The organism is Dietzia sp. 2505 (assembly GCF_040546785.1).
Classification (GTDB): Bacteria; Actinomycetota; Actinomycetes; order Mycobacteriales; family Mycobacteriaceae; genus Dietzia.
Map to the genome: position 1 here is coordinate 552,342 of NZ_JBEPON010000001.1, position 23,597 is coordinate 575,938.

21 protein-coding genes, 1 other RNA gene and 1 pseudogene are annotated in these 23,597 nt (G+C 70.8%); 16 read left to right on the forward strand and 7 right to left on the reverse strand.

Going from position 1 to position 23,597, the window contains the following annotated elements:
* Positions 1-10 precede the first annotated feature (10 nt).
* The 8 genes and pseudogenes from ABIE38_RS02490 (at position 11) to ABIE38_RS02525 (ending at position 6,375) form a co-directional block, all read left to right on the forward strand.
* Positions 11-742 (forward strand): zinc ribbon domain-containing protein, encoded by a 732-nt coding sequence (locus ABIE38_RS02490; RefSeq protein ID WP_354053853.1) that lies wholly within the window; start codon positions 11-13, stop codon positions 740-742.
* A gap of 8 nt (positions 743-750) precedes the next feature.
* Positions 751-1,386, forward strand: a pseudogene (locus ABIE38_RS02495) (histidine phosphatase family protein); the annotation flags it as partial.
* A gap of 15 nt (positions 1,387-1,401) precedes the next feature.
* Positions 1,402-1,829, forward strand: an RNA gene (gene rnpB, locus ABIE38_RS02500) — RNase P RNA component class A.
* A gap of 93 nt (positions 1,830-1,922) precedes the next feature.
* The gene (locus tag ABIE38_RS02505; RefSeq protein WP_354053854.1) at positions 1,923-2,660 is read left to right on the forward strand and encodes a PaaX family transcriptional regulator C-terminal domain-containing protein; all 738 of its coding nucleotides are present in this window, start codon (positions 1,923-1,925) and stop codon (positions 2,658-2,660) included.
* 84 nt (positions 2,661-2,744) lie between these two features.
* A complete protein-coding gene (locus tag ABIE38_RS02510) occupies positions 2,745-4,391 on the forward strand; it encodes an acyl-CoA dehydrogenase family protein (RefSeq protein WP_354053855.1) in 1,647 nt (548 codons plus the stop codon).
* Between the two features lie 5 nt (positions 4,392-4,396).
* Complete coding sequence (locus ABIE38_RS02515; RefSeq protein WP_502914703.1) at positions 4,397-5,200, forward strand: crotonase/enoyl-CoA hydratase family protein; 804 nt, start codon at positions 4,397-4,399, stop codon at positions 5,198-5,200.
* The gene (locus ABIE38_RS02520; protein ID WP_354053856.1) at positions 5,197-6,129 is read left to right on the forward strand and encodes a crotonase/enoyl-CoA hydratase family protein; all 933 of its coding nucleotides are present in this window, start codon (positions 5,197-5,199) and stop codon (positions 6,127-6,129) included. Before ABIE38_RS02515 ends, ABIE38_RS02520 begins: the two co-directional genes overlap by 4 nt.
* A 72-nt stretch (positions 6,130-6,201) precedes the next feature.
* Positions 6,202-6,375, forward strand: coding sequence for an SPOR domain-containing protein (locus ABIE38_RS02525; RefSeq protein ID WP_354053857.1), 174 nt, complete (start codon positions 6,202-6,204; stop codon positions 6,373-6,375).
* Positions 6,376-6,415: 40 nt separating this feature from the next.
* On the opposite strand, the gene ABIE38_RS02530 is transcribed toward ABIE38_RS02525, so the two are convergent.
* Positions 6,416-8,053, reverse strand: coding sequence for a CYTH and CHAD domain-containing protein (locus ABIE38_RS02530; protein ID WP_354053858.1), 1,638 nt, complete (start codon positions 8,051-8,053; stop codon positions 6,416-6,418).
* A gap of 127 nt (positions 8,054-8,180) precedes the next feature.
* On the opposite strand from ABIE38_RS02530, the gene ABIE38_RS02535 reads away from it, so the two are divergent.
* A complete protein-coding gene (locus ABIE38_RS02535) occupies positions 8,181-9,689 on the forward strand; it encodes a flavin-containing monooxygenase (protein ID WP_354053859.1) in 1,509 nt (502 codons plus the stop codon).
* 65 nt (positions 9,690-9,754) lie between these two features.
* The gene (locus tag ABIE38_RS02540; protein ID WP_354054072.1) at positions 9,755-10,573 is read left to right on the forward strand and encodes an SDR family NAD(P)-dependent oxidoreductase; all 819 of its coding nucleotides are present in this window, start codon (positions 9,755-9,757) and stop codon (positions 10,571-10,573) included.
* A gap of 28 nt (positions 10,574-10,601) precedes the next feature.
* On the opposite strand, the gene pip is transcribed toward ABIE38_RS02540, so the two are convergent.
* Together pip and panB are read right to left on the reverse strand one after the other, a co-directional pair.
* Positions 10,602-11,597, reverse strand: a complete 996-nt coding sequence (gene pip, locus ABIE38_RS02545) for a prolyl aminopeptidase (RefSeq protein ID WP_354053860.1) — start codon at positions 11,595-11,597, stop codon at positions 10,602-10,604.
* 17 nt (positions 11,598-11,614) lie between these two features.
* Positions 11,615-12,478, reverse strand: coding sequence for a 3-methyl-2-oxobutanoate hydroxymethyltransferase (panB, locus tag ABIE38_RS02550; protein WP_354053861.1), 864 nt, complete (start codon positions 12,476-12,478; stop codon positions 11,615-11,617).
* 225 nt (positions 12,479-12,703) lie between these two features.
* On the opposite strand from panB, the gene glnA (ABIE38_RS02555) reads away from it, so the two are divergent.
* From glnA (ABIE38_RS02555) to ABIE38_RS02575, 5 genes are all read left to right on the forward strand, one after another.
* Entirely contained in the window at positions 12,704-14,044 is a 1,341-nt protein-coding gene (gene glnA, locus ABIE38_RS02555; RefSeq protein WP_354053862.1) for a type I glutamate--ammonia ligase, read from the forward strand.
* A gap of 19 nt (positions 14,045-14,063) precedes the next feature.
* Positions 14,064-17,138: a bifunctional [glutamine synthetase] adenylyltransferase/[glutamine synthetase]-adenylyl-L-tyrosine phosphorylase gene (locus ABIE38_RS02560; RefSeq protein ID WP_354053863.1), complete on the forward strand. Its 3,075-nt coding sequence runs from the start codon at positions 14,064-14,066 to the stop codon at positions 17,136-17,138.
* A gap of 70 nt (positions 17,139-17,208) precedes the next feature.
* On the forward strand, positions 17,209-17,568 hold the full coding sequence (locus ABIE38_RS02565; protein ID WP_354053864.1) for a hypothetical protein: 360 nt from the start codon (positions 17,209-17,211) through the stop codon (positions 17,566-17,568).
* On the forward strand, positions 17,565-18,527 hold the full coding sequence (locus ABIE38_RS02570; protein WP_354053865.1) for an endonuclease/exonuclease/phosphatase family protein: 963 nt from the start codon (positions 17,565-17,567) through the stop codon (positions 18,525-18,527). Before ABIE38_RS02565 ends, ABIE38_RS02570 begins: the two co-directional genes overlap by 4 nt.
* Positions 18,528-18,542: 15 nt before the next feature.
* Positions 18,543-19,073: a DUF732 domain-containing protein gene (locus ABIE38_RS02575; RefSeq protein WP_354053866.1), complete on the forward strand. Its 531-nt coding sequence runs from the start codon at positions 18,543-18,545 to the stop codon at positions 19,071-19,073.
* Positions 19,074-19,098: 25 nt separating this feature from the next.
* Here ABIE38_RS02575 and ABIE38_RS02580 read toward each other — a convergent pair whose 3' ends face one another.
* From ABIE38_RS02580 to glnA (ABIE38_RS02590), 3 genes are all read right to left on the reverse strand, one after another.
* Positions 19,099-19,908, reverse strand: coding sequence for a DUF1206 domain-containing protein (locus ABIE38_RS02580; RefSeq protein WP_354053867.1), 810 nt, complete (start codon positions 19,906-19,908; stop codon positions 19,099-19,101).
* Between the two features lie 45 nt (positions 19,909-19,953).
* The gene (locus ABIE38_RS02585; RefSeq protein ID WP_354053868.1) at positions 19,954-20,364 is read right to left on the reverse strand and encodes a hypothetical protein; all 411 of its coding nucleotides are present in this window, start codon (positions 20,362-20,364) and stop codon (positions 19,954-19,956) included.
* A 113-nt stretch (positions 20,365-20,477) separates the two neighbouring features.
* On the reverse strand, positions 20,478-21,914 hold the full coding sequence (gene glnA / locus ABIE38_RS02590) for a type I glutamate--ammonia ligase (protein ID WP_179525014.1): 1,437 nt from the start codon (positions 21,912-21,914) through the stop codon (positions 20,478-20,480).
* Between the two features lie 221 nt (positions 21,915-22,135).
* Between glnA (ABIE38_RS02590) and ABIE38_RS02595 the strand changes: the two genes are divergently transcribed.
* Positions 22,136-22,624, forward strand: a complete 489-nt coding sequence (locus ABIE38_RS02595; RefSeq protein ID WP_354053869.1) for an RDD family protein — start codon at positions 22,136-22,138, stop codon at positions 22,622-22,624.
* 79 nt (positions 22,625-22,703) lie between these two features.
* Here the strand turns inward: ABIE38_RS02595 and ABIE38_RS02600 are convergent, their stop codons facing one another.
* Positions 22,704-23,459: a DUF4191 domain-containing protein gene (locus ABIE38_RS02600; RefSeq protein WP_182637997.1), complete on the reverse strand. Its 756-nt coding sequence runs from the start codon at positions 23,457-23,459 to the stop codon at positions 22,704-22,706.
* Between the last annotated feature and the right edge of the window lie 138 nt (positions 23,460-23,597).

The window sequence follows — 23,597 nt, forward strand, 5'->3', positions numbered from 1 at the left end:
CTTGGCCCTCATGAAGGCCGACCCCACCGTCCAGCGTCGACTCGTCGACATCGCCGAGCTCGACCTGCGCCTGGGCTCTCTCGCGCACCGGCGGAGATCCCTCCCGGAGCAGGGGGTCCTGGACACGCTCGAGGCCGAGCGGCGTGCCGCCGTGGAGTCCGCGGCGCGGGCCCGGATCCACGTGGAGGACCTGGACCGGGCGATCGCCAAACTGAGCTCGGATCTCGACGCCGTGCGCAGGCGCCGCGCGAACGACGCCGAACTGCTGGCGGGCGGGGGGTTGTCCGACCGGCAGTCCACCGAGCTCGAGTACGAGCTCGGATCGCTCCACCGCCGCGAGGAGAATCTCGTGGCCGAGCTCTCCGAACTGACCGAGCGCCACGAGGCCGTCGTCGCCGACGTCCGCCACTCCGGCGCGATCATCACCGACCTCGACGCCCGTCTGGGCATGGCCACCACCGTCCGCGACACCGCACTCGCCGAACTCGAGGACTCCGTGACCGCCACGACCGCCGAGCGCGCCCGCCAGGCCGAGGACCTGCCCCCCGATCTCCTCGACCTCTATTCCCGTAGTGCCGCGGAGGCGGGCGTGGGCGCGGCGATCCTCAACGGGGGTCGGTGCTCGGCGTGCGCGATGGATCTCGACCGCACCACGGTGTCCGCGTTCCGGACCGCCCCCGCCGACGACGTCCTGACCTGCCCGGAGTGCGGCGTGATCGTGGTCCGCACGGACAACTCGTGAGCGGCGGCCCGGGTTGGACGGGCGCCACCGGGAGGCCCACCCGGATCGTGCTCGCGCGTCACGGTCAGACCCCGCTCTCGGTGGACCGTCGCTATTCCGGCCAGGGCGACCCCGACCTCACCGACCTGGGGGTGCTCCAGGCCGAACGGACCGCCGACCGCCTGGCGCGCATCCCGGAGCTGTCCGCCGTGGTCTCGTCCCCCCTGCGCAGGTGTCTGGGCACGGCCGAGCGCGCCGCCGACGCCGCGGGGGTCCCCCTGGTGGTCGCGGACGACCTCATCGAGACCGACTTCGGGCAGTGGGAGGGCCTGACCTTCACCGAGGCCGCCGAGCAGGACCCCGAACTACACGGACGCTGGATGTCGGACACCACCGTACCACCCCCCGGGGGCGAGAGCTTCGCCGTGGTCCGCGCCCGGGTCGAGCGGGGCCTGCGCCGGATCGTCGAGGAGAGGCCGGGCGGCGTGGTGGCCGTGGTCAGCCACGTCACCCCCATCAAGATGGCGATACGCGCTGCTCTGGGTGCCGGCGACGAGCTGCTCTTCCGGCTCCACCTGGACCTGGCCTCGGTGTCCGACGTGCGCTTCTACCCCGACGGGCCGACGTCGGTGCACCTGGTCAACGACACCTCGCACCTGGACTAGACTCCCCAGGGCGAACGAGTCGGCCGGACGGCCGCGGACAGGGGAACCGGCGCCAGCAGGCGGCAAGGCCCCGGTCCGAGGAAAGTCCGGACTCCACAGAGCAGGGTGGTTGTTAACGGCAACCCGGGGTGACCCGCGGGACAGTGCCACAGAAAACAGACCGCCGCGCTCGCGAGCGCGGTAAGGGTGAAACGGTGCGGTAAGAGCGCACCAGCGCCCCGGGCGACCGGGGCGGCTAGGTAAACCCCACCCGGAGCAAGGTCGAAGGCCGCACCGCCCGCGGTGCGGCTGCGCGGATGGAGTGCAGCGATGCACGGAAGGGCTGCTCGCCCGAGTCCGCGGGTGGACCGCTCGAGGTACCCGGTGACGGTGTGCCCAGATGGATGGTCGTCGCCCTCCGCGTGCGGAGGGCACAGGATCCGGCTTACAGGCCGACTCGTTCGCCCCAGCCCTCCCCGCGGACGTCCGCGGGACGCCTGACCGGGGCCGACGATCGCCTGCGGCCCGTGGAGACCGGCGTGGATATCATTCCGACCATGCCCGCGCCCGCACGCCCGATGAAGCTCCCCGCGCGGTCGGCCGTGCTCAGTGCCCTTCTCGGTGCGCACCCTGCGGAGTCGACGGCGTCGGGCATCGTCGACGTGGCCGTTCGGCTCGGGTTCCAGGAATCCGCCGTGCGGGTCGCGCTGACCAGGATGGTCGCCTCGGGTGACCTCGAACGGGACCGGGGGGTGTACCGACTCTCTCCCCGTCTCATCTCGAGGCAGGAGCGGCAGGATGCGGCGATCTCGCCATCCCTGAAGCCCTGGGACCGTCTGTGGTCGATGCAGGTCGTCACGGTCCCGGCCGACGCGGCGACACGTCTGGCGACCCGGTCCGAACTCACCGGGCTCCGGTACGCGGAGCTGCGCGAGGGGGTGTGGCTCCGGCCCGCCAACCTCGACATCGTCTGTTCTGAGGCATTGAAGGCCAGGTCGGAGGAGTTCTCCTGTGTCCCCACGGACGACGTCGACTCCCTGACCTCACGCCTGTTCGACCCCGCTGGATGGGCGCGCGACGGAGCGGCCCTTCTCGCCGCCGCCGAACACGCCGACGAGATGTCCACGCGTTTCGAGGTGGCGGCCGCGACGGTCAGGCACATCCTGCACGACCCGCTCCTCCCGGCGGAACTGCTGCCCGCCGACTGGCCCGGTGAGCGTCTCCGCGAGTCCTACCGGCGTTTCCGGACCGATTTCGGCCGCTTCGCGAGCGGCGTCCTGGGCACGGGCACCTGACCGCGCGGGATGTGGTCCGGCCCGGGCGGATCGGTAATGATTACACTATGGATCTGATCGTGCGAATCATGTAATACTCCGTCCATGGTGACGCACACGGTGACAAACCAGGCCCCGCCCCTGGTGGGGTACGACGCTGCCGAGCAGCCGGTGATCCTGGAGGCGCTGTCCCGGGCCGGGGCGGGCCACGCGGTGGACGAGCTGCACGAGGTCGGCCGACTCGCCGGGTCCGCCGACGCCCTCGAGTGGGGTGATCGTGCGGAGGCGAACCCTCCGCTCCTCCGGACCCACGATCGGTACGGGAACCGGATCGACGAGGTGGACTACGATCCGGCCTACCACGAGCTGATGCGCCGCGCCGTGGGGTTCGGTCTGCACGGCGCCCCGTGGGCGGACCCTCGGCCCAACCCCCATCTGGTCCGCGCCGCCAAGATGAGCGTGTGGGGACAGACGGACGCCGGCCACGGGTGTCCCGTGTCCATGACCTATGCGGTGGTTCCGGCGCTGCGCCGCTCTCCCGACCTCGCCGCGACGTTCGAACCGCTGCTGTCGAGCGCCGTCTACGACCCGGTTCTGGCCCCGCCGGCCACCAAACTCGGTCTGACGGCGGGGATGTCGATGACCGAGAAGCAGGGCGGGTCGGACGTCCGCGCCAACACCACCCACGCGACGCGGAACTCCGACGGGACGTACTCGATCACCGGGCACAAGTGGTTCACCTCGGCACCGATGTCCGATCTGTTCCTCGTCCTCGCGCAGGCGCCGGGTGGGCTCTCCTGCTTCCTGGTCCCGCGGGTGCTTCCCGACGGCTCGCGCAATCCGTTCCTGCTGCAGCGCCTGAAGGACAAGCTCGGCAACCGGTCCAATGCGAGCAGCGAGGTCGAGTACGACCAGACGACCGGCTGGATGGTCGGAGACGAGGGCCGGGGCGTCGCGACGATCATCGAGATGGTCAACATGACCCGGCTCGACTGCACGCTCGGTACGGCCACGGGAATGCGGGTCGGAGTCGCCAACGCGGTCCACCACGCGGTGCACCGGCGCGCGTTCGGCGCCGATCTCGTCGACCAACCGTTGATGCGCAACGTCCTCGCCGACCTCGCCGTGGAGGCCGAGGCGTCGACGACGGTCGCGCTCTGGCTCGCCGAACTGACCGACCTCGCCGTCGAGGGTGATCCGGAGGCCGACGCTCTCCGACGGATCGGCCTCACCGTCAGCAAGTACCACGTGTGCAAGCGCGGACCGATCCACGCGGCGGAGGCCCTGGAGTGTCTGGGCGGCAACGGGTACGTGGAGGAGTCCCGTATGCCGCGGCTCTACCGGGAGGCCCCACTGCTGTCGGTCTGGGAGGGCTCGGGCAACGTCGCGGCTCTCGACGTGCTGCGGGCCATGGCCAAGCAGCCCGAAACGGTCGAGACGTTCCTCGACACGGTCTCGACCGTGCGCGGGGCGGACCCCCGACTGGACGGCGCCGTCGATCGCCTGGGCGGGACGCTGGCGGCCGTCGCCGCCGGGCGGCCGGAGGAGGCGCAGTACGTCGCGCGCCGGGTGGTCGGGGACATGGCGGTGATCCTGCAGGGCTACCTTCTGCTCCGCCACGGCCATCCGGCGGTCGCCGACGCCTTCCTCGTCAGCAGGCTCGGGGGCGATCGCGGCGACGTCCTCGGCACGCTCCCGGCCGGCGTGGACACCTCCGCGATTCTCGACCGCGTCACCCCGAGGGTCGGGTGAGGGCCGTGGAGAACCACCCGGGCGTGACGGTCTCGACACAGGGTCCGGTGACCGTGATCGGCATCGACCGACCCGACGTCCGCAACGCCGTCGACCGGCCCACCGCGCAGGCGCTCGCCGACGCGTTCCGGGCCTTCGACGCCGACCCCGACGCCTCCGTGGCCGTGCTGCACGGCGAGCACGGGACCTTCTGCGCAGGTGCCGACCTGAAGGCGATCGCGAGCGATGAGGGCAACCGCGTCGCCGCGGACGGCGACGGTCCCATGGGGCCGACGAGGCTCCGACTGGGCAAACCGGTCATCGCGGCCCTGTCGGGACACGCGGTGGCCGGCGGACTCGAACTCGCCCTGTGGGCAGATCTGCGCGTCGCGGAGGAGAGCGCGGTGATGGGGGTCTTCTGCCGCCGGTGGGGAGTTCCCCTCATCGACGGCGGTACGGTGCGCCTGCCGCGACTGATCGGGACGAGCCGCGCGATGGACCTCGTGCTCACCGGACGCCCGGTGAGCGCTGCCGAGGCCGTGGACATCGGTCTGGTGAACAGGGTGGTGGCCGACGGTACGGCCCTGACCGCGGCGATCGACCTGGCCACCGAGATCGCGCGGTTCCCGCAGGAGTGCATGCGACGGGACCGGTTGTCGCTCCTCGAACAGGAGGGCCTCGACGAGGAGGCGGCGATCGGGAACGAGTACAGGCACGGACTCGTGTCACTGCAGGCCGGTGCGGTCGCGGGGGCGGCGCGGTTCGCCGACGGAGCCGGACGGCACGGGTCGTTCGGCGCGACACAGACCACGGAGGGGACCAACCGATGAGCGCCGACTACCGCACACTCACCTACGAGGTGACCGGGGCGATCGCCCGGATCACCTTCGATCGCCCCGAGCACGGCAACGCCATCACGGTCGACACCCCGATCGAACTCGCGTCCGCGGTCGAGCGCGCCGACGTCGACCCGGCGGTCCACGTGATCCTCCTGTCCGGGCGAGGGAAGGGGTTCTGCGGCGGCTACGACCTGTCGATCTTCGCCGAGGGGATGGGCCGAGGCGCCTCGGGCGAGGCCGGCGGATCCGTTCTCGATCCGGGCGTCCAGGCCCGCAACCACGACCCGGCCGCCACCTGGGACCCGATGGTCGACTACGCGATGATGAGCCGGTTCAACCGCGGGTTCTCCAGCCTGTTGCACGCGAACAAACCGACAGTGGCGAAACTGCACGGGTTCGCGGTGGCGGGCGGCACCGACATCGCCCTGTTCGCCGACCAGATCATCTGCGCCGACGACACCCGGATCGGGTACCCGCCGGCGCGGGTCTGGGGCATCCCGGCCTCCGGGATGTGGGCGCACCGGCTCGGCGACCAACGCGCCAAGCGCCTGCTGTTCACCGGCGACCTCATCACGGGGCGGCAGGCACACGAATGGGGACTCGCGATCGACGCGCCCCCGCCAGAGGAGTTGGACGACCGCACCGAGGACCTCGTCGGGCGGATCGCGCAGATGCCGATCAATCAGCTCGTCATGGCCAAGCTGGCGCTGAACAGTGCCCTCCTGGCGCAGGGGGTGGCCAACTCGGGCATGATCAGCACCGTCTTCGACGGGATCGCCCGCCACACGCCGGAGGGATACGCCTTCCAGGCGAGGGCCGCGGCCGACGGTTTCCGGGAGGCGGTTCGGCAACGAGACGAGCCGTTCGGTGACGCCAAGTCCCACGCCGGGCCTGGGAACCCGGCGACGACACGACCGTAACCGGGGGATCCGGGACCCCGCCGCGAGTAGGCTCCGGACACAGGAACGCCGAGCGAAACCGGGAGGTCCGTCGTGACGGAAGAGCAGTGGTATTTCGACATCGCCGCAGGTCAGGCGTTGCAGGGCAAGGTGACCAACTGGGACAACCGCATGGGTCCCTACGCCACCCGCGGTGAGGCGGAGGCGGCGCTGGCCAAGGCGAAGGCCCGCAACGAGGCGTGGGACGCCGAGGACGAGAAGGACTGAGACCGGACGCACCGGACGGGCGGTGCGTCGTGCCACCGGCCTATTTCTTGGTGCTCTTTTTCTTCTTCCGACGTCGCGCCGCGCGCCGGGACTCCGACAGTTCGCGGTAGGCGGCGGTGACGGTGGCCGCGTCGTTCTCGAACCCTTCGAGCGCGCGCTCGGAGAATCCGCGTTCGTGCTCGTAGAGCACCCCGAAGCCGAACGTCGACTCGCCCGCGGACTCCGCGCGCCTGGCGATCCGCCGGATCCACGTGCGGGCGGTCACGCTGTCCTGGACGTCTCCGAGCACCGTGTGCAGTCGCTGGCAGGCGGTGCGAAGCGGGGCGACGGACAGCCCGTCCGACTCCCGTAGGGCGCCGACGTTGCGTCGCAGGGCCTTGGCGCGCTTGCGGACCACGTGGGTCAGCTCCTCCCGCTGGGCCAGGGTCAGCTCCAGCGACTCGAGGTCGCGTTCTGTGCGGGTGCGGGCCTTGGTGAACTTGGCGAATTGCCGGTCCACCCCCCGCAGGATCATGTCCTCCGCCTGGCGCCTGCGCTTCTTCGTGGACGATTTCGGCGCGGACCCGTCAGACGAATCGGTGACCTCGGGCCCGGTGCCGGCGAGCTCGACGAGTAGGTGGAGCCGGTCGATCAGGTCGAGGTAGCGCTCGGAGCCCAGTGCGGCCGTCACCCGCGCGCCGGCCCGCCGCTCCTCCGCCCCGAGCTCGGCGCGGAGCCGCTGCCTGGTCACCGCGCTCACCACATCCTCGGGGTACCCGGCGGCCAGCTCCCCGAGCCGGTGGTCGACCACCTGGATGTCGCGGACCTTGCCCAGGACCGCGGCGAGTACCTTGAGCTCCTCGAGCACCGCGGCCAGGTCGATGTCCGTGTGTCCGGTCTCCGCTTCGAGCTCCTCGGCGAACGAGCTGATCGTGCTGCGGAGACCGCGGACCGCGACCCGCATCTGGTGGACCCCGACCATCGTGACGCGGCGGGCGGCCGGGTCGTGATCGAGGACCCGGTGCAGGTCCTCGCGCAGGGCGTCCTTGACGGCGGAGACGCCCCTGTCCGGAGGGTCGGGGAGGGGGCCGATGGCGCGGGCGAGTTTGGACGACGACGACGAGGTCGTGGCCCCGGCCGAGGTGCACGCGGTGGCGACGGCGGCGAGATGGTCCCGAGCCCGGGGCTGTGACGGATCGACCAGTTCCACCTCCCACTCCCGCCAGTCCCCGGCGGCGTCCGCGGAGGCGCCCGCGGCGACGAGGGATTCCGTCGAGACGTGGTCGTCGCAGAACTCCACGACGGCTGTCCCGTCGGCGTCGCGCAGGATCACGACGTGCCGCCGGTTGTCCACGCGGGCCACGGGCGCGAGCGGCCGGCGGCGGACCAGCCCCGCCACCGCGGCGACGAACTCGGCGGGGACGTCGTCTCCGTGGTCCAGGGGGAGCCGCAGCTCCACACGTCCCGCCTCGGACGGGAGTTTGAGGTGCCACCCGGCGTCGTCGCCGCCGGTGCGGCGTCTGAGCGTGACCTTGTGGCGGGTGAGGGAGAGGTCGACGGTGTCGTAGTACGTGGCGGAGAGCTCGTGCACCACCGGGTCGTCCGCCACCAGCGGGGCGAATGCGCTCGCGGTGGGGACCGGGGTGTCGGGCCCGACCTCGAACTTGCTCTCGATCTCCACCGTCTCGCTGATCGTCATGGACTGGTTGTATCAGGCCCGGGTGAACACGGCGTCCACCTCGTCCTGACCGGCCCGCCTCTCCTCGGACTTACTTGCGGGTAAGATCCCAGTGGTTCGGATCACATGCTCGTCGTTGGGAGAAAAAGTGGATCAGACGACAACCGTCGACGTCCTCGTCGTGGGGGCCGGTTTCTCCGGTCTCGGGGCGGCCATCAGACTCACCGAGGACGGAGTCGACGACCTGATCGTGGTCGAGCGGGGCGCCGACGTGGGCGGCACGTGGCGCGACAACTCCTACCCGGGGGCGGCGTGTGATGTGCCGTCCCACCTGTACTCGTACTCCTTCGCCCTCAACCCGGGATGGTCGCGTGCGTTCTCCCCGCAGGGCGAGATCTACGACTACATCCGCCGCGTCACCCACGACACCGGCGTGCGGGAGAAGATCAGGTTCGGCGTGGAGGTCACCGCCGCGCGCTTCGACGAGACCCGCGGCCGATGGGCGGTGAGCACGACGGCAGGGGAGTACGACGCGAGGGTGCTGGTTCTGGGCGTCGGCGCGCTGTGCGAGCCCCGGCTCCCGGAGATCGAGGGGATCGACGACTTCGCCGGCCCCGTCTTCCACACGGCCCGCTGGGACCATTCGGTGCCCCTGGCCGGTCGACGCGTCGCGGTGATCGGTACCGGCGCCTCCGCCATCCAGGTGGTGCCGTCCATCGCCCCGACCGTGGAGCATCTGGACGTCTATCAGCGCACCGCTCCCTGGGTTCTGCCCCGGATCGACCGGGAGTACCCGGGGTTCGAGAGGGCCCTCTATCGCAGGGTCCCCGGTCTGCAGCGTGCCGTCCGGGCGCTTCAGTACGCCAGCCGCGAGTTCCAGGTGGTGGGACTGACCAGGACCCGTGCGGCGCTCGCCCCGATCAAGGCGATCGGGCGCGCGCACCTGGCCCTGTCGGTGCGCGACCCGGAACTCCGGCGCACGCTGACCCCGAACTTCGAGATCGGGTGCAAGCGCATCCTGCTGTCCAACTCCTGGTACCGCGCGTTGACCCGACAGAACGTCGACGTGGTGACCACTCCCATCAGCCGGGTGACCGAAGGCGGGATCGTCACCGCGGACGGCGCCGAGCACCCGGCGGACGTGCTGGTGGTGGCGACCGGGTTCCACGTCACGGACTCCCCGTTCTTCGAGCGCGTCCGCGACGCGGCCGGCCGGAGACTGGCGGACAAGTGGTCGAGCGAGGGGATGGAGGCGTACAAGGGCACCACGGTCGCGGGCTACCCCAACCTCTTCGTCCTGGTGGGTCCCGCGACGGGCCTCGGTCACTCGTCGATGATCTACATGATCGAGTCCCAGCTGAACTACCTGGTGGACGCCATCCGCACCATGCGCGACCGCGGTCTGCAGACGGTGGAGGTCCGCGAGGCGGTCCAGAACGCCTACAACCGCGAGCTCCGTGAGAACACCGGAGAGACCGTCTGGGTGACCGGCTGCAAGAGCTGGTACCTGGACGCGAAGGGCAACGCCCCGGCCGTGTGGCCCGATTTCACCTTCTCCTACCGCAACCAGACCAGGGAGTTCGACCTGAGCGCCTACCGCCGGACCGCGATCGACCAACCCGCCGCGATGCCGACCGGGCAGGGGGCCCTCCGGTGAGCGCGCCGATCGGAAAGGTGATGGCGGCGCTGGGCGGGCTGACCGCCCGCCGTCCCCGCTGGCGGATGGACGGCAAGGTCGTCGTCATCACCGGTGCCGGTTCCGGCATCGGTCGCGAGCTCGCACGCGAGGCGGCCCGCCGGGGAGCCAGGCTGGCGCTGAGCGACGTCGACGTCGACGGACTGGCCGAGACGGTGAGGCTGGTGGGGGCGGAGACCTCGGCGGAGGTGCACTCCGACCGGCTCGACGTCACGGAGCAGGCGGCCGTCGCGGAGTACGCGGGCCGCGTGGTCGACCAGTTCGGCGTGGTCAACCTCGTCGTCAACAACGCCGGGATCGCGTTCACCGGGTCGGTCGAGCAATCCGGGTACAAGGACATCGCCCGGGTGATGGACGTGGACTACTGGGGGGTCGTCCACGGCACCAAGGAGTTCCTGCCGCACCTCATCGCCTCCGGGGACGGGCACATCGTCAACATCTCCAGCATCTTCGCGATCCTCTCGGTGCCCACCCAGAACGCCTACAACGCGGCCAAGGCCGCGGTGCAACAGTTCACCGAGTCCCTCCGGATGGAGATGCTCGCCGCCGGCCACCCGGTGGACGTCACCTGCGTCCACCCCGGGGGCATCAGGACCGCGGTCGCCAGGAGTGCCGGCGCGGCCGAGGGCCTGGACAGCGCGACCTTCGCCACGATCTTCGACGCCAAGTTCGCACGCACGGAGGCGTCGACGGCCGCGCGGGTGATCCTCGACGGCGTCGAGCGCCGCCGCGCGAGGGTGCTGGTGGGCCCGGATGCGCACGTGATCGACGCGCTCGTCCGGTTGTTCCCGGCCGGTTACCAGAAGGGCACGGTCGCCGTCTCCCGCCACTTCGGGGTGGTCTGACCCGACCACCCCGCCCGAGCGGGGGGGGTCAGGGTCGGAAGCGGTCGGTCGCCTCGAGCAGGTGATGTGTGGTGCCGGGTTCGGCCATCGCGTGCCCCGCGTCGGGGACGATGTGCAGGTCGGAGCCCGGCCAGGCCGCGTGCAGTTCCCACGCGCCTGCCACCGGACAGACCACGTCGTAGCGCCCGTGGACGATCACGGCGGGCAGGTGCGAGATCCTGTCCATGCGGTCCAGGATGGCCCGGCCGTCGAGGAACGCGTCGTTGACGAAGTAGTGGTTCTCGATGCGGGCGAAGGCCAGGGCGAACCTGTCGGCCTCGTCGTCGTCCCCGGTCCCGGGACGGGGGAGCAGGGTGGACGTCGTGGTCTCCCACGTCGTCCACGCTCGCGCTGCCGTGATCTCTGTCGCCGGATGACCGCAGTGCAGGAGGCGGTGGTAGGCGGCCACGTGGTCGAAGTCCTCCCGGTGGACCGCATCGGCTCCCTCGGCGGCCACGAGCGGCGCGAGGTAGCCCTCCCACGCGTCGGGGAACAGGTGGGCGGCGCCGCCCCGGTAGAACCAGTCGATTTCCGACGGCCGGCAGAGGAAGATCCCCCGGAGGACCAGGCCGCGGACGCGATCCGGGTGCTCCTGCGCGTAGGCCAGCGCGAGCGTCGTCCCCCACGAGCCGCCGAACACGAGCCAGCGCTCGATCCCCAGGGTCTCGCGCAGACGCTCGAGGTCGGCCACGAGATGCCACGTGGTGTTGACGGTGAGGTCCGCGCCGTCGGCGACGTGCGGCGCGCTCCGGCCGCAGCCGCGCTGATCCACCAGGATGATGCGGTAGGTCGCCGGGTCGAACATCCGGCGGTGCGCCGGGGTGGTCCCGCCGCCGGGACCTCCGTGGACGAACAGCACCGGCGATCCGTCCGGATTGCCCGAGCACTCCCAGTAGACGTTCTGACCGTCGCCCACGTCGAGCATTCCGGTCTCGTACGGCTCGATCCTCGGGTACGGGGTGCGGAGCGTGATCTGCTGGCTCATCGAGGCCGACCGCCCGGTCAGAAGGAGTGGTCCGGGCCGGGGAACTCGCGCGAACGGACCTCGTCGCCGTACTCCCGGGCGGCGTCGCGCAGCGTGTCGGCGAGCTGGGCGTAGCGCTTGACGAACCTGGCCGTCCGACCGGTGCCGTGGCCCGCCATGTCCTGCCACACCAACACCTGTGCGTCGCAGCCGTTGCCGGCGCCGATGCCGACCGTGGCGATGTCCAGCTCCGCGGTGACCTCGCGGGCGAGGTCGGCGGGGACCATCTCCATGACGACGGAGAACGCCCCGGCCTCCTGCACGGCGCGGGCGTCGGCCCGCAGTTCTTCGGCGGCGTCCCCGCGCCCCTGGACGCGGAAGCCCCCCAGGCCGTTGACCGACTGAGGGGTGAATCCGATGTGGGCCATCACGGGGATCCCGGCGTCGACGATCGCCCGGATCTGTGGGGCCATCCGCACGCCGCCCTCGAGCTTGACGGCCTGGGCGCCGCCCTCCTTCATCATCCGCGTGGCGGCGGCCACCGCCTGCACGGGGGAAGCCTCGTAGCTGCCGAACACCAGATCGGCCACGACCAGGGCCTTCGGCGCACCCCGGGTCACGGCCCGCACCAGCGGGATCATCTCGTCCTCGGTGACTGGGACCGTGGTGTCGTACCCGTAGACCACGTTGGCCGCCGAATCCCCGACCAGCAGGACCGGGATCCCGGCCTCCTGGAACACGCGCGCGGAGACGAAGTCGTAGGCGGTGAGCATGGGCCAGGGTTCCCCCGCGGCCTTGAGCTCGGCCAGGTGGTGGATCCGGGTCACCCGCGTCAGGCCCCGGGGTCCGGCGTCCGGAGTGCCACCGGAACCGTAGACCGGGGTGTCGGGGTTGTCGCTCATGGCGGTGTGGCCTTCCTACGGTGACCTCGAGGCCGGCGGGATGGCCGGTCCCCGGGTGGACAGGGGGCGGTGACGGACGGGGGCCGTCGCGAACGAGTCTGCCACGAGCCGGGGGGCGTGACTCCCCGGGCCACCGGGCGGGAGGCCCGCGAGCGGGGGCCCGGTGAGCGTGTCGGGGACCCGATGTCACACGCTCGTAACACGACAGGCACTAGGTTGGACGGCATGAACCGCCAGCAGGAGTACGTTCTCAGGACCTTGGAAGAGCGCGACATCCGGTTCGTCCGGCTCTGGTTCACCGACGTTCTCGGGACCTTGAAGTCAGTGGCCGTCGCCCCGGCAGAGCTCGAGGGGGCGTTCGGGGAGGGGATCGGCTTCGACGGCTCCGCCATCGAGGGGTTCTCGCGGGTCTCGGAGGCGGACACCGTCGCCAAACCCGACCCCTCGACGTTCCAGGTCCTGCCGTGGGCACACGCCGACGGTGGCCAGCACTCGGCGCGGATCTTCTGCGATGTCTTCAACCCCGACGGCAGTCCGAGCTGGGCCGATCCGCGCCACGTGCTGCGCCGCCAGCTCAACAAGGCCGCCGACCTCGGCTTCTCCTGCTACGTGCACCCGGAGATCGAGTTCTTCCTGTTCAAGGACCTGGACACCAACGGTGCCGAGCCGGTTCCCACGGACAACGGCGGGTACTTCGACCAGGCCGTGCACGATTCCGCCCCGCACTTCCGGCGTCACGCGATCGAGGCGCTGGAGGCGATGGGGATCTCGGTGGAGTTCTCCCACCACGAGGGGGCACCGGGGCAGCAGGAGATCGACCTGCGCTACGCGGACGCACTGAGCATGGCGGACAACATCATGACCTTCCGCTACATCGTCAAGGAGGTGGCCATGAACAACGGGGTGTGGGCGTCGTTCATGCCCAAGCCCCTCCGGGACCACCCGGGTTCGGCCATGCACACGCACATGAGCCTGTTCGAGGGCGACACCAACGCGTTCCACGACGCGGACGACGAGTACCAGATGTCCACCACCGCGAAGTCGTTCGTGGCGGGCATCCTGCGTCACGCCCCGGAGTTCTCGGCCGTCACCAACCAGTGGGTCAACTCCTACAAGCGGCTCATCGGCGGCGGCGAGGCCCCCACCGCCGCCACCTGGGGCCGTGCCAACCGCTCGGCGCTGGTGCGGGTCCCCATGTACACGCCCAACAAGGCCTCCTCGCGGCGCATCGAGGTCCGCAGTCCGGACTCGGCGTGCAACCCCTACCTCGCGTACGCGGTGATGATCGCCGCCGGGATCAAGGGCGTGCAAGACGGCTACGAGCTGCCGCCGGAGTCCGAGGACGACGTGTGGACCATGAGCCGGCGCGAGCGTCGTGCGATGGGCTACACGGACCTGCCGGGGAGCCTGGAGCAGGCCCTCGACGCGATGGAGGAGTCGGAGCTAGTCGCCGAGGCACTCGGTGAGCACGTGTTCGAGTTCTTCCTGCGCAACAAGCGGCGCGAATGGCGGGAGTACCGCAACGAGGTGACCCCGTACGAGCTCCGCAACTACCTCGCGTTGTGACCGGACGGTCGAGGTGAGCATGGATTCGTCGCGGTCCAGGGTGCCCAGCCCGGGCAGGCTCGGACTGCTCGACCAGCGCGCCGGGGACTGGTTGGACTACCTGGGGTGGACCGACGAGGACGCGATCCCGATGCTGTGGGCGCTCTCGCGCGCACCCGACCCGGACCTCGCCCTGGGGGCGCTGGTCCGGCTCAGGGAGGCGCTGGCCGCCGAGGCGCAGGGCGGCGAGGCGCAGGGCGGCGGTGGGGACATCGACGTGGCCGCGCTGGACTCGGCTCTCCGCTCGGATCTCCGGTTGCGCGGACGACTCCTGGGACTGCTCGGCTCGTCGAGCGCGCTGGGGGACCATCTGGTCGCGCAGCCCACCCGCTGGGCGTTGCTGCGTTCGCCGCTGCCCTCCCGTGAGGACGTACTGGCGGACCTTCTGGGAGTGGTCGACGCCGTGCCAGAGGCGCCCGTCGAGGGCGCACCCGCACCGTCCCAGTCCGCTGACCTGCGCAGCGTCGGAACCTATCGCGCGGCGGTCATCGGCGGCGCAGCCGTCAACGTGCTCCGGTCGGCCTATCGCGACCACGTGGCGCTCCTGGCCGCACACGACGTGGCGTCCACGGTCGAGGACGAGCCGGTCCTGCCGTTCGCCGAGGTGGGTCGTCGCCTCGCCGATCTCGCGGACGCCGCGCTGACCGCCGCGCTCGCGGTGGCGGTCTCCACGGTGTACCCGGACTCGCCCATGCCCTGCCGCCTCGGCGTGGTGGCCATGGGCAAGGGCGGGGCCCGCGAACTCAACTACATCTCCGACGTGGACATCATCTTCGTCTCCGAACCCGCGGACGCCAAGACCGGTCGGGTGGCCGGGGAGATGATGCGCATCGGCTCGATGGCCTTCTTCGAGGTGGACGCCGCGCTGCGACCCGAGGGCAAGTCCGGCGAGCTGGTGCGGACGCTCGAGTCACACGAGGCCTACTACAGGCGGTGGGCCAAGACGTGGGAGTTCCAGGCGCAGCTCAAGGCCCGCCCGATGACGGGCGACCTGGCCCTGGCCACCGAGTACTACGACACCGTGCACCCGCTGGTGTGGACCGCCTCCGAGCGGGACGACTTCGTGCACGACGTCCAGGCGATGCGTCGGCGGGTGGAGGAGAACGTCCCCGAGCCGCTCCGGGAGCGCGAGCTCAAGCTCGGTCGCGGGGGCCTGCGCGACGTGGAGTTCGCGGTCCAGCTCCTGCAACTGGTACACGGTCGCACGGACGAGGACCTACGTGTCGCCAGCACGGTGGACGCGCTCGGGGCGCTCCGGGCGGGGGGATACATCGCGCGGGAGGACGGCGCCAACCTGGTGGCCGCCTACGAGTTCCTGCGACTTCTCGAGCACCGTCTCCAACTCCAGCGGTACAAGCGCACCCATCTGCTCCCCGAGGACGGCGACCGCGAGGCGTACCGCTGGCTCGCCCGCGCCGCCCACGTCCGACCGAGCAGCCGGCACGACGCCGCGGAGGTCCTGCTCGAGCAGCTGCGTCAGGTCCGCAGCCGGGTGCGCAGACTCCACTCCAAGCTGTTCTACCGCCCGCTGCTGGACTCGATCGCCGCCTACGACGCGGAGGCCCTGTCCCTGAGCTCCGAGGCCATGGAGCGGCAGCTGGCGGCGCTGGGGTTCGGCGCACCGCGCCACGCACTCGGGCACCTCCGGGCCCTGGCCGGGCAGAACAACCGTCGCGGCCGGATCCAGGCGTTGCTCCTGCCCGCCTTCATGGAATGGCTCGCCGACACCCCGGACCCGGACGCCGGGCTACTGGCCTACCGCAAGCTGTGTGAGGAGCACCAGGACGTCACCTGGTTCCTGCGCATCCTGCGGGACGACAGCATCGTGGCGCGCCGCCTGGTGACGGTGCTGGGCACCTCCGCGTTCGTCTCCGAACTCCTGCTCCGCAACCCCGAGGTGATCCCGGAGCTGACCGACGGCGCCGAGGGGCCAGTGCTCGTGGCCTCCAAGGTCTCCGACATCGCCTCCGCGCTGTCCGCCTCGGCGTCCCGCCACCGCACCCCCGAGAAGGTCATCGCCGCCGCGAGGTCGTTGCGTCGGGCCGAGCTGGCCCGGATCGGCGCCGCCGACGTCCTGGGGTTGGTCTCCGTGCCCGAGGTCGGCAAACGCCTGTCCGCCGTGTGGCGGGCGGTGCTCGAGGCGTCCCTCGCGGCGGTGATGAGGGACATGGCTCCCGAGGGCCAGGCGCCGCCGGCCCGACTCGCCTACATCGGGATGGGGCGACTCGGCGGGGACGAGCTGTCCTACGGATCCGATGCGGACGTGATGATCGTGTGCGATCCGGTGGAGGGAGTCGCCGAGGACGTGGCCGTCCGATGGGCCGTCCAGGTGGCCGAACGGGTGGGCAAGTTGCTCTCCTCGCCGTCGTCGGACCCCCCGCTCGACCTCGACGCCGACCTTCGACCGGAGGGCCGCAACGGTCCCCTGGTGCGGACGCTCGCCTCCTACCGCGCCTACTACTCCAAGTGGGCCGAGACGTGGGAACTGCAGGCCCTGCTCCGGGCTGCGTTCGCGGCGGGGGATCGCGACCTGGGCCTGGACTTCCTGCACATGATCGACGAGTTCCGTTATCCGGCGGAAGGCGTGCCGCCCAAGGTGGTGCAGGAGATCCGGCGGATGAAGGCGCGGATCGACACCGAGCGGTTGCCCAGAGGGGCCGACCCGGCCACGCACACCAAGCTCGGGCGCGGCGGCCTGGCGGACGTCGAGTGGTGCGCCCAGCTGCTCACGATGCAGCACGCGGCGCGGGTCCCGGGCCTGCACACCACCACCACCCTGGAGGCGCTCGAGGCCGCGGCCGCCGCGGAGCTGCTCTCGGAGGGCGAGCGGGAGGCACTGGTCCAGTCGTGGCTCATGGCCGCCCGCACCCGCAACGCCCTGGTCCTGGCCCGCGGCAAAGCGGTCGACCAACTCCCCGGTCAGGGCAAGATCCTGGCGGCCGTGGCCAGCATCTGCGCCGGGTCATCCGACGGCGCGGAGTTCCTCAACCAGTACCTGCGGGTCACCCGACACGGCCGCAAGGCCGTCGACCACGTCTTCTGGGGTGAGATCTGAGGCGTGTTCCGGGTTCGGACCAGGGTTGTCACCGATGCGCCCCGGGGCCGCGCGCCGATACCCTGGGGTCATGGCTGTGAAGATGAACCTCACCCTCACCCTCGACGGCGTCACCTACGGTGAGCTGTACGAGTTCGTCGACGCGGTCCGGGCGGCCGGCGTGCCCGCCGACGAACGCGTGCGCTGTCTGGGGTCCGACGACATGGGCGACCGCTTCGAGGTGGAGCTCGGCCCGGACCTGCGCCGCGCCGGGGCGGCACGCGCGGCCTCGGGTGCGCTCGTCGGGGAGCCGGTCCCGCCCGCCGCGGGACCGTCGTCCTCACCGTCGATCGCCTCGGTGGCGGAGACGGTCCGCTCGATGGTCCGCAACGGTGACGACCTCGACCGTGTGATCGCGGCACTGGGGGACCTGCGCAAGTTCCTGCGGTGAGGCGACCCCGCCCGGTGGCCCGGGCGACGGCCGTCCTGGCCGCGCTGGTGGCCGCGGCGGGGATCGCTCTCCACCACTCGACCTCCGAGGTCCCCGCGGTCCTGGTCCTGGCCACGTTCGCGCTGTGGGCCTGGGCGTTCTCCCTCGTCGCGGTCCTCGCGGCGCTGCGCGCCCGCTCCGTGCTGTTGACGGTCGTGGCCGTGGCGCTGGTCGGGGCGGGGGCGGTCCAGTACGGTCCGCTGGTCTCACCCGCCCGTGGGTACGACGACGAGGGCGTCGACCTCCGGGTGCTGGTGCAGAACCTGGAGTTCGGCAGAGCCGACCCCGTCGACGTGGTCCGTGCCGTCCGTGGCGGCGGGGTCGATCTGCTGCTCACGGTGGAGGCCACCCCGGAGTCGGTCGACGGCCTCCGCGCGGCCGGGCTCGGCGAGACGCTCCCGCACGAGGCCTCGCATGCCGCCCCGCAGGCTGCCGGCGTCGCGGTCTGGTCGAGATACCCGCTCGCGCCGCCCGAGCGGGTCCCCGGCTTCAGCCTGGGGGTCCTGCGCACGGACATGGCCGGCCCCGCGGGTCCGGTGACGGTGGTGGCCGCCCATCCCGTCGCGCCGGTGTTCGACGCCGCGACCGCGGTCGAGGAGGCCGACCGGCTGAGGTGGTACCTCGGCGGGTTGCCCGGCCCGGCCCCCGTGGTGGTGGGGGGCGACTTCAACGCCACCTGGGACCATTCCCGGTTCCGCGGACTGCGTGGACTGGGCTACACCGATTCGGTCTCCGGCGGTGGCGACGGCTGGGTGCCCACGTGGCCCGCCGACAGGCGCGTCCCGCCACTGATCGGAATCGACCACGTGCTCGCGCGGGGAGCGTCGGCGGTGGGGGAGACCAGCACCGTCCGGGTGGGCGGCACCGATCACCTGGGCGTGATCGCGACGGTACGTCTTGCCGCGGACCGGGTCCGTTGACCTACGATGCGCACCATGAGTTCACGCATCCTGACAGCAGCGTCCGGCCTCGGCGCGGTCGCGCTCGCCGTGGTACTCGGGGGTTGTGGCGGAGCGACCGTGGAGGGGGAGGCGCCCGAGGTGGCCACGGAGTCCACCACGACGACCGCCGCGTCGAGCACCCCCTTCGCCGAGGAGCGACCCGAGAAGCCCACCGGGCCCGTGACACCGCCCCCGCCGCCCGAGCCGCAGCCGGAGCCGATGCCGGGGGAGCCCGCACCGGAACCACGAGCGGACGACACCCCGGCGGCCGAGCCCGCTCCCGTCGCCCCCGGGGGCGGTGACTTCGTCGCGCTGCTGCAGAGGCAGGACGTCGTGCTCCCCGAGGGCGTGGATCCGGTGGCCACCGCCGCGGAGGCCTGCGGCCGCTTCGACGGGGGCCAGCAGATGGACGAGGTCTCGGGGTGGCTCGGCGAGTACGGGCGGTTGGGCCCCGAGCAGCAGGGTTTCTTCCTCGGCGCCGCCGTGGGTACCTACTGCCCCCAGAACTTCCCCAAGCTCGGCTGAGCCCGGCCGGTGGGAGCCCGGCGTCTCACATCCGGCTGTACTTGGCCCGGCCCAGGGAGAAGACACCGTACAACGCGATTCCGACGCCGGTCACGATGAGCAGAATCTGCCCGAACGGCTGTTCACCGACCGTCCGCAGCGCCGCATCGAGGCCGCCCGCCTTCTCGGGATCCGCTGTCACGACCGCCGCGATGACGAGGCCGCCGAGGATCGTCAGGGCCGCGCCCTTGGCGATGTAACCGAGCTGGCCGGAGATGACGATGGCCCGCCCGACATTGCCGCCCCCGGTTCGTTCGAGTTCCTCGACGAACTTCTTGGTGACGCCCGTGTAGACGTGGTGCACGCCCACCCCGATGATCACCAGGCCCACCACGACGAGCGCGACCTTGCCCGGTCCGGAGCCGAGCAGCCCGGCGGTGGTGCCGGAGGCCGTCTCGGAGTCCGAATCGGATCCCCCCGAGGCGAACCGGGCGGTGGTGACGCCGAGCGCGAGGTAGACGGCGGCCTTGGCGCCCGCCTTGACCCTGTCCGAGGCCTCCTCGGAACCCAGGATCATCTCGATGACCTGCCAGAGACCCAGTGCGAGGAAGCCGATCGCGCCGGCCCACAGGAGGACCTGGCCACCCGGGGCGGAGGCGATCTCGGCGAGGGCACCGGAGTTGGACGCCTCCTCTCCGCCCGATCCGGTCGCGATCCGGATGGCGATCCACCCGATGAGCAGGTGGAGGATCCCGTTCATGACGAAGCCCGCGCGGGCGAGCCACTCGAGTGCGGGATGGTCGACTGCGGAGCGGGCGGCGCCCCGAACTGAGCGAGGGGGACTAGGTGTCTTCATCACAGCACTCTCCCATGAGCCCGGCCTCGCCACGACCTCGGCGGTTCACCACTCGATCTCGCCGAGGACGTCGTTCCGCCGACGAAGCTCGGCCACCCGCTGCTCGGCCGCGCGGTGCTCCTCGGAGCGGCGCCTGGCCTGTTCCGCGAGCGCGTCCGCCTCGACCTCGGCAAGGAGCAGCTGGAGACGGTCCTTCTGTTCACGCAGGGTCTCGACCGAGGTGTCCATCGCGATGAGCTTGCGTGAGCCCGCGCTGGCATGGAGGAACGGGTTCCGTTCGAGGATCAACCTCGCCTCCTCGGGATCGAGCACCCGCGAGAGCTTCAGCAGCACGGGGTAGCTCTCGCCGTCGCGGCCGGTTCCCGGTTCGTGGTCCGGGTCCAGGGCGGCCGCGACCACCTTGAGTGGTCGGGCCCTCGGGGAGGCGCTCCGGAAGTCCACGTCGTCTGCGTCCACGAGCTCCCGACCCCTTTCCGTTCCCCGCCTCGCGGCGTTCCCCGGTCCTGGGTCAACCGTAAACGCCCCGGCCACAGGGGCCGGGGCGTTTCAACGATTACGGAGCCGACGGATCAGCAGTCGTAGTACAGGTCGAACTCGTGCGGGTGCGGACGCAGGTTGACCGGGGCGATCTCCTTCTCCCGCTTGTACTCGATCCAGTTCTCGATGAGGTCCTCGGTGAACACGCCACCCGCGGTGAGGTACTCGTGATCGGCCTCGAGGCGATCGAGGACCGCGCTCAGCGACGTGGGGGCCTGCGGGATGTCCGCGGCCTCCTCCGGCGGGAGCTCGTAGAGGTCCTTGTCCACCGGGGCGTGCGGCTCGATCTTGTTCTTCACGCCGTCCAGGCCCGCCATCATCATCGCGGCGAACGCGAAGTACGGGTTGCCGGAGGAGTCGGGGCAGCGGAACTCGATGCGCTTGGCCTTGGGGTTGTTGCCCGTGATCGGGATACGGACGCAGGCGGAGCGGTTGCGCTGCGAGTACACCAGGTTGATCGGCGCCTCGTAGCCCGGGACGAGCCGGTGGTACGAGTTGATCGTCGGGTTGGTGAACGCCAGCAGGCTCGGCGCGTGGTGCAGGATGCCGCCGATGTAGTAGCGGGCGACGTCCGACAGTCCCGCGTAGCCGGCCTCGTCGTGGAACAGCGGCTTGCCGTCCTTCCACAGCGACTGGTGGGCGTGCATGCCGGAGCCGTTGTCCCCGAAGAGGGGCTTGGGCATGAAGGTCGCGGACTTGCCGTTCTTCCACGCGGTGTTCTTGACGATGTACTTGAAGAGCTGGATGTCGTCAGCCGCGTGGAGGAGCGTGTTGAACTTGTAGTTGATCTCCTGCTGACCACCGGAGCCCACCTCGTGGTGGAAGCGCTCGAGCTCGAAGCCGGCGTTGGTGAGGTTGGTCGACATCTCATCGCGCAGGTCGACGAAGTGGTCGTAGGGCGCCACCGGGAAGTACCCGCCCTTGGGGCGGACCTTGTACCCGAGGTTCGGCGAACCGTCGGCCTCGGACTCGGCGCCCGTGTTCCAGTTGCCGGCGATCGAGTCGACCTCGTAGAAGCCGTGGTTGGTACCCGAGCCGTAACGGACGGAGTCGAACACGAAGAACTCGGCCTCGGCACCGAAGAAGCAGGTGTCGGCGATTCCCGTGGAGATCAAGTACTCCTCGGCCTTGCGCGCGACGTTGCGGGGGTCGCGGCTGTAGGCCTCACGGGTGAAGGGGTCGTGCACGAAGCAGCTGATGTTGAGCGTCTTGGCCTTGCGGAACTGGTCGAGGCGAGCGGTCGACACGTCCGGTAGGAGCATCATGTCGGACTCGTGGATCGACTGGAACCCCCGGATGGACGAGCCGTCGAACGCCAGGCCGTCCTCCATCATGTCCTCGTCGAAGGCGGCGGCAGCGATCGTGAAGTGCTGCTCGGCGCCGGGCAGGTCGGTGAACCTGATGTCGACGTACTCGACGCCCTCGTCCTTGATGAACTTGATGACCTCGTCCGGAGTGGAGAATGCCACGATGTCGCTCCTCGTCTCTCTGTGCGACGGGCAACCGGTGCCGCCCGTCGTGCGGTGACCTCACGATATGGGCGAGGTGTTGCCCGGCCGTCAACCGAATGTTTCGGCAGTGTTACAGAGGCGGGCCGGGTGGTGTCCCTCCCAATAGGGGTCAGCCTAGTCAACCACTACGGGGGAACGTCGACACGGGGAGCGACCGGGCCCCGGCTACCCTGGGAAGCATGCGCGAAATTGCAGGATCATGGCTCTCCGGCCCGACCTCGTCCGGCAACGAGCCGGAGCAGGACTTCAAGGGTGAGCGGCTCGGGCTGCCCCGGTACGGCGAGGGCTCGCTCGCGCCGCTGGGGGTGCGTCTCGGCGCACTACTGGTCGACTGGTTCCTCGCCTACGGTTTCGTGGGACTCGTCGTCACACTCGGCGGACCGGGCCTGCTCGGGGGCGAGACGTTCTCTGCTGTGGCCAGTTGGGCGACCCCGCTGCTCTGGGGCGTGTCCGGCACCGTGTGCGTCTGGCTCTTCGCCCAGACGCCGGGACAGGCACTCTTCGGGATCGGCACCGCCCGGATCGACGCCGACGAGCGGGTCGGTGTCCTCCGCGCGATCGTCCGGGTCGCCTTCGTGTTCTTCCTACTCCCGCCCCTCGTCCAGGACGAGGACGGCCGCGGGCTGCACGATAGGGCGACGGGTACGGCTTTGATCCGGACCAGGTGACGCCCGATACGGATCCGGTGATCCGGCCGCGCGGATCCGGTGATCCGTCCGCGCTGATCTGCCGGGGCGACCGCTCCGGTCAGCCCCGTCGGCGGGCGCTGCGCTGCATGTTGCGGACCTTCGCACCCTGAGGGAGCGGGCCCTTGGGCATCTGGTTCTGGATGCCGGTCTTGGTGCCCAGCGCACGCAGCCGGGTGTCCAGTGCGTCGACCTTCGCGCGGTTGATGTTCATGGGGTAGCGCGTCAGGCGACGGTTGAGCTTGCGCAGCGGGACCTGCTCAGGGGTCGTCCCTTCCTCGTCGCCCACGATCAGCTCATAGATCGGGGTGTCACCGACGACCCGGGCGACCTTCTTCTTCTCCTGCAGCATGAGCGGCTTGAGCCGGTGTGGCTGTCCCTCGCCCACGAGGACGATCCCGCAGCGGCCGACCACGCGGTGCACGGCGTCGAAGCTGGTCGTCGCGGCGACGGCCTGGTTGACGCGCCAGCCCGATCGGAGCTGGTCCAGCGCCCACGCCGCCGCACCGGGCTGTCCTTCGGCCTTCGCGAACACGGTGTTCTGGACGCGGCGGGAGAAGATCACCATCGCGAGCATCAGACCGGTGAGGACACCCAGTGGGAGCATCCACCATTCCCCGCCCCAGAGGGAACCCAGGAGGAAGAACGCGACGGCGGAGAGGATCAACGCGCCGATCATCAGGGGCCACAGGAGTTTGTCCTGCTTGGACTGGATCTTCAGGGCCTCCCACATCTGCCCGCGCTGCGCCTTGCTCGCCTGCCGCCGTGCAGCCCGAGCCGCCTTCTTGTCCGCCTTGCTGACCTCGCTCTTCGCCATACCGTTCAGGATACGTGGCGGGCACCACCGTCCGGGAACCGCGGTTCGCCGCAGGGGTGGAGCGGCTGAGCCGGACGGGTGGCCCGGGTGAGACGAACGGGTGGCCCGGGTGAGACGAACGGGTCGGGCCTGGACGCG

Bases quoted from the DNA above. Each gene is read 5' to 3' on its own strand.
- panB (WP_354053861.1), bottom strand. From the start codon at position 12,478: ATGAGCGACAACCCCGACACCCCGGTCTACGGTTCCGGTGGCACTCCG.
- ABIE38_RS02490 (WP_354053853.1), top strand. From the start codon at position 11: ATGAAGGCCGACCCCACCGTCCAGCGTCGACTCGTCGACATCGCCGAG.
- glnA (WP_354053862.1), top strand. From the start codon at position 12,704: ATGAACCGCCAGCAGGAGTACGTTCTCAGGACCTTGGAAGAGCGCGAC.
- ABIE38_RS02520 (WP_354053856.1), top strand. From the start codon at position 5,197: ATGAGCGCCGACTACCGCACACTCACCTACGAGGTGACCGGGGCGATC.
- ABIE38_RS02540 (WP_354054072.1), top strand. From the start codon at position 9,755: ATGGACGGCAAGGTCGTCGTCATCACCGGTGCCGGTTCCGGCATCGGT.
- ABIE38_RS02580 (WP_354053867.1), bottom strand. From the start codon at position 19,908: ATGAAGACACCTAGTCCCCCTCGCTCAGTTCGGGGCGCCGCCCGCTCC.
- pip (WP_354053860.1), bottom strand. From the start codon at position 11,597: ATGAGCCAGCAGATCACGCTCCGCACCCCGTACCCGAGGATCGAGCCG.
- ABIE38_RS02505 (WP_354053854.1), top strand. From the start codon at position 1,923: ATGCCCGCGCCCGCACGCCCGATGAAGCTCCCCGCGCGGTCGGCCGTG.
- ABIE38_RS02595 (WP_354053869.1), top strand. From the start codon at position 22,136: ATGCGCGAAATTGCAGGATCATGGCTCTCCGGCCCGACCTCGTCCGGC.
- ABIE38_RS02560 (WP_354053863.1), top strand. From the start codon at position 14,064: ATGGATTCGTCGCGGTCCAGGGTGCCCAGCCCGGGCAGGCTCGGACTG.
- ABIE38_RS02575 (WP_354053866.1), top strand. From the start codon at position 18,543: ATGAGTTCACGCATCCTGACAGCAGCGTCCGGCCTCGGCGCGGTCGCG.
- ABIE38_RS02530 (WP_354053858.1), bottom strand. From the start codon at position 8,053: ATGACGATCAGCGAGACGGTGGAGATCGAGAGCAAGTTCGAGGTCGGG.
- ABIE38_RS02600 (WP_182637997.1), bottom strand. From the start codon at position 23,459: ATGGCGAAGAGCGAGGTCAGCAAGGCGGACAAGAAGGCGGCTCGGGCT.
- ABIE38_RS02510 (WP_354053855.1), top strand. From the start codon at position 2,745: ATGGTGACGCACACGGTGACAAACCAGGCCCCGCCCCTGGTGGGGTAC.
- ABIE38_RS02565 (WP_354053864.1), top strand. From the start codon at position 17,209: ATGGCTGTGAAGATGAACCTCACCCTCACCCTCGACGGCGTCACCTAC.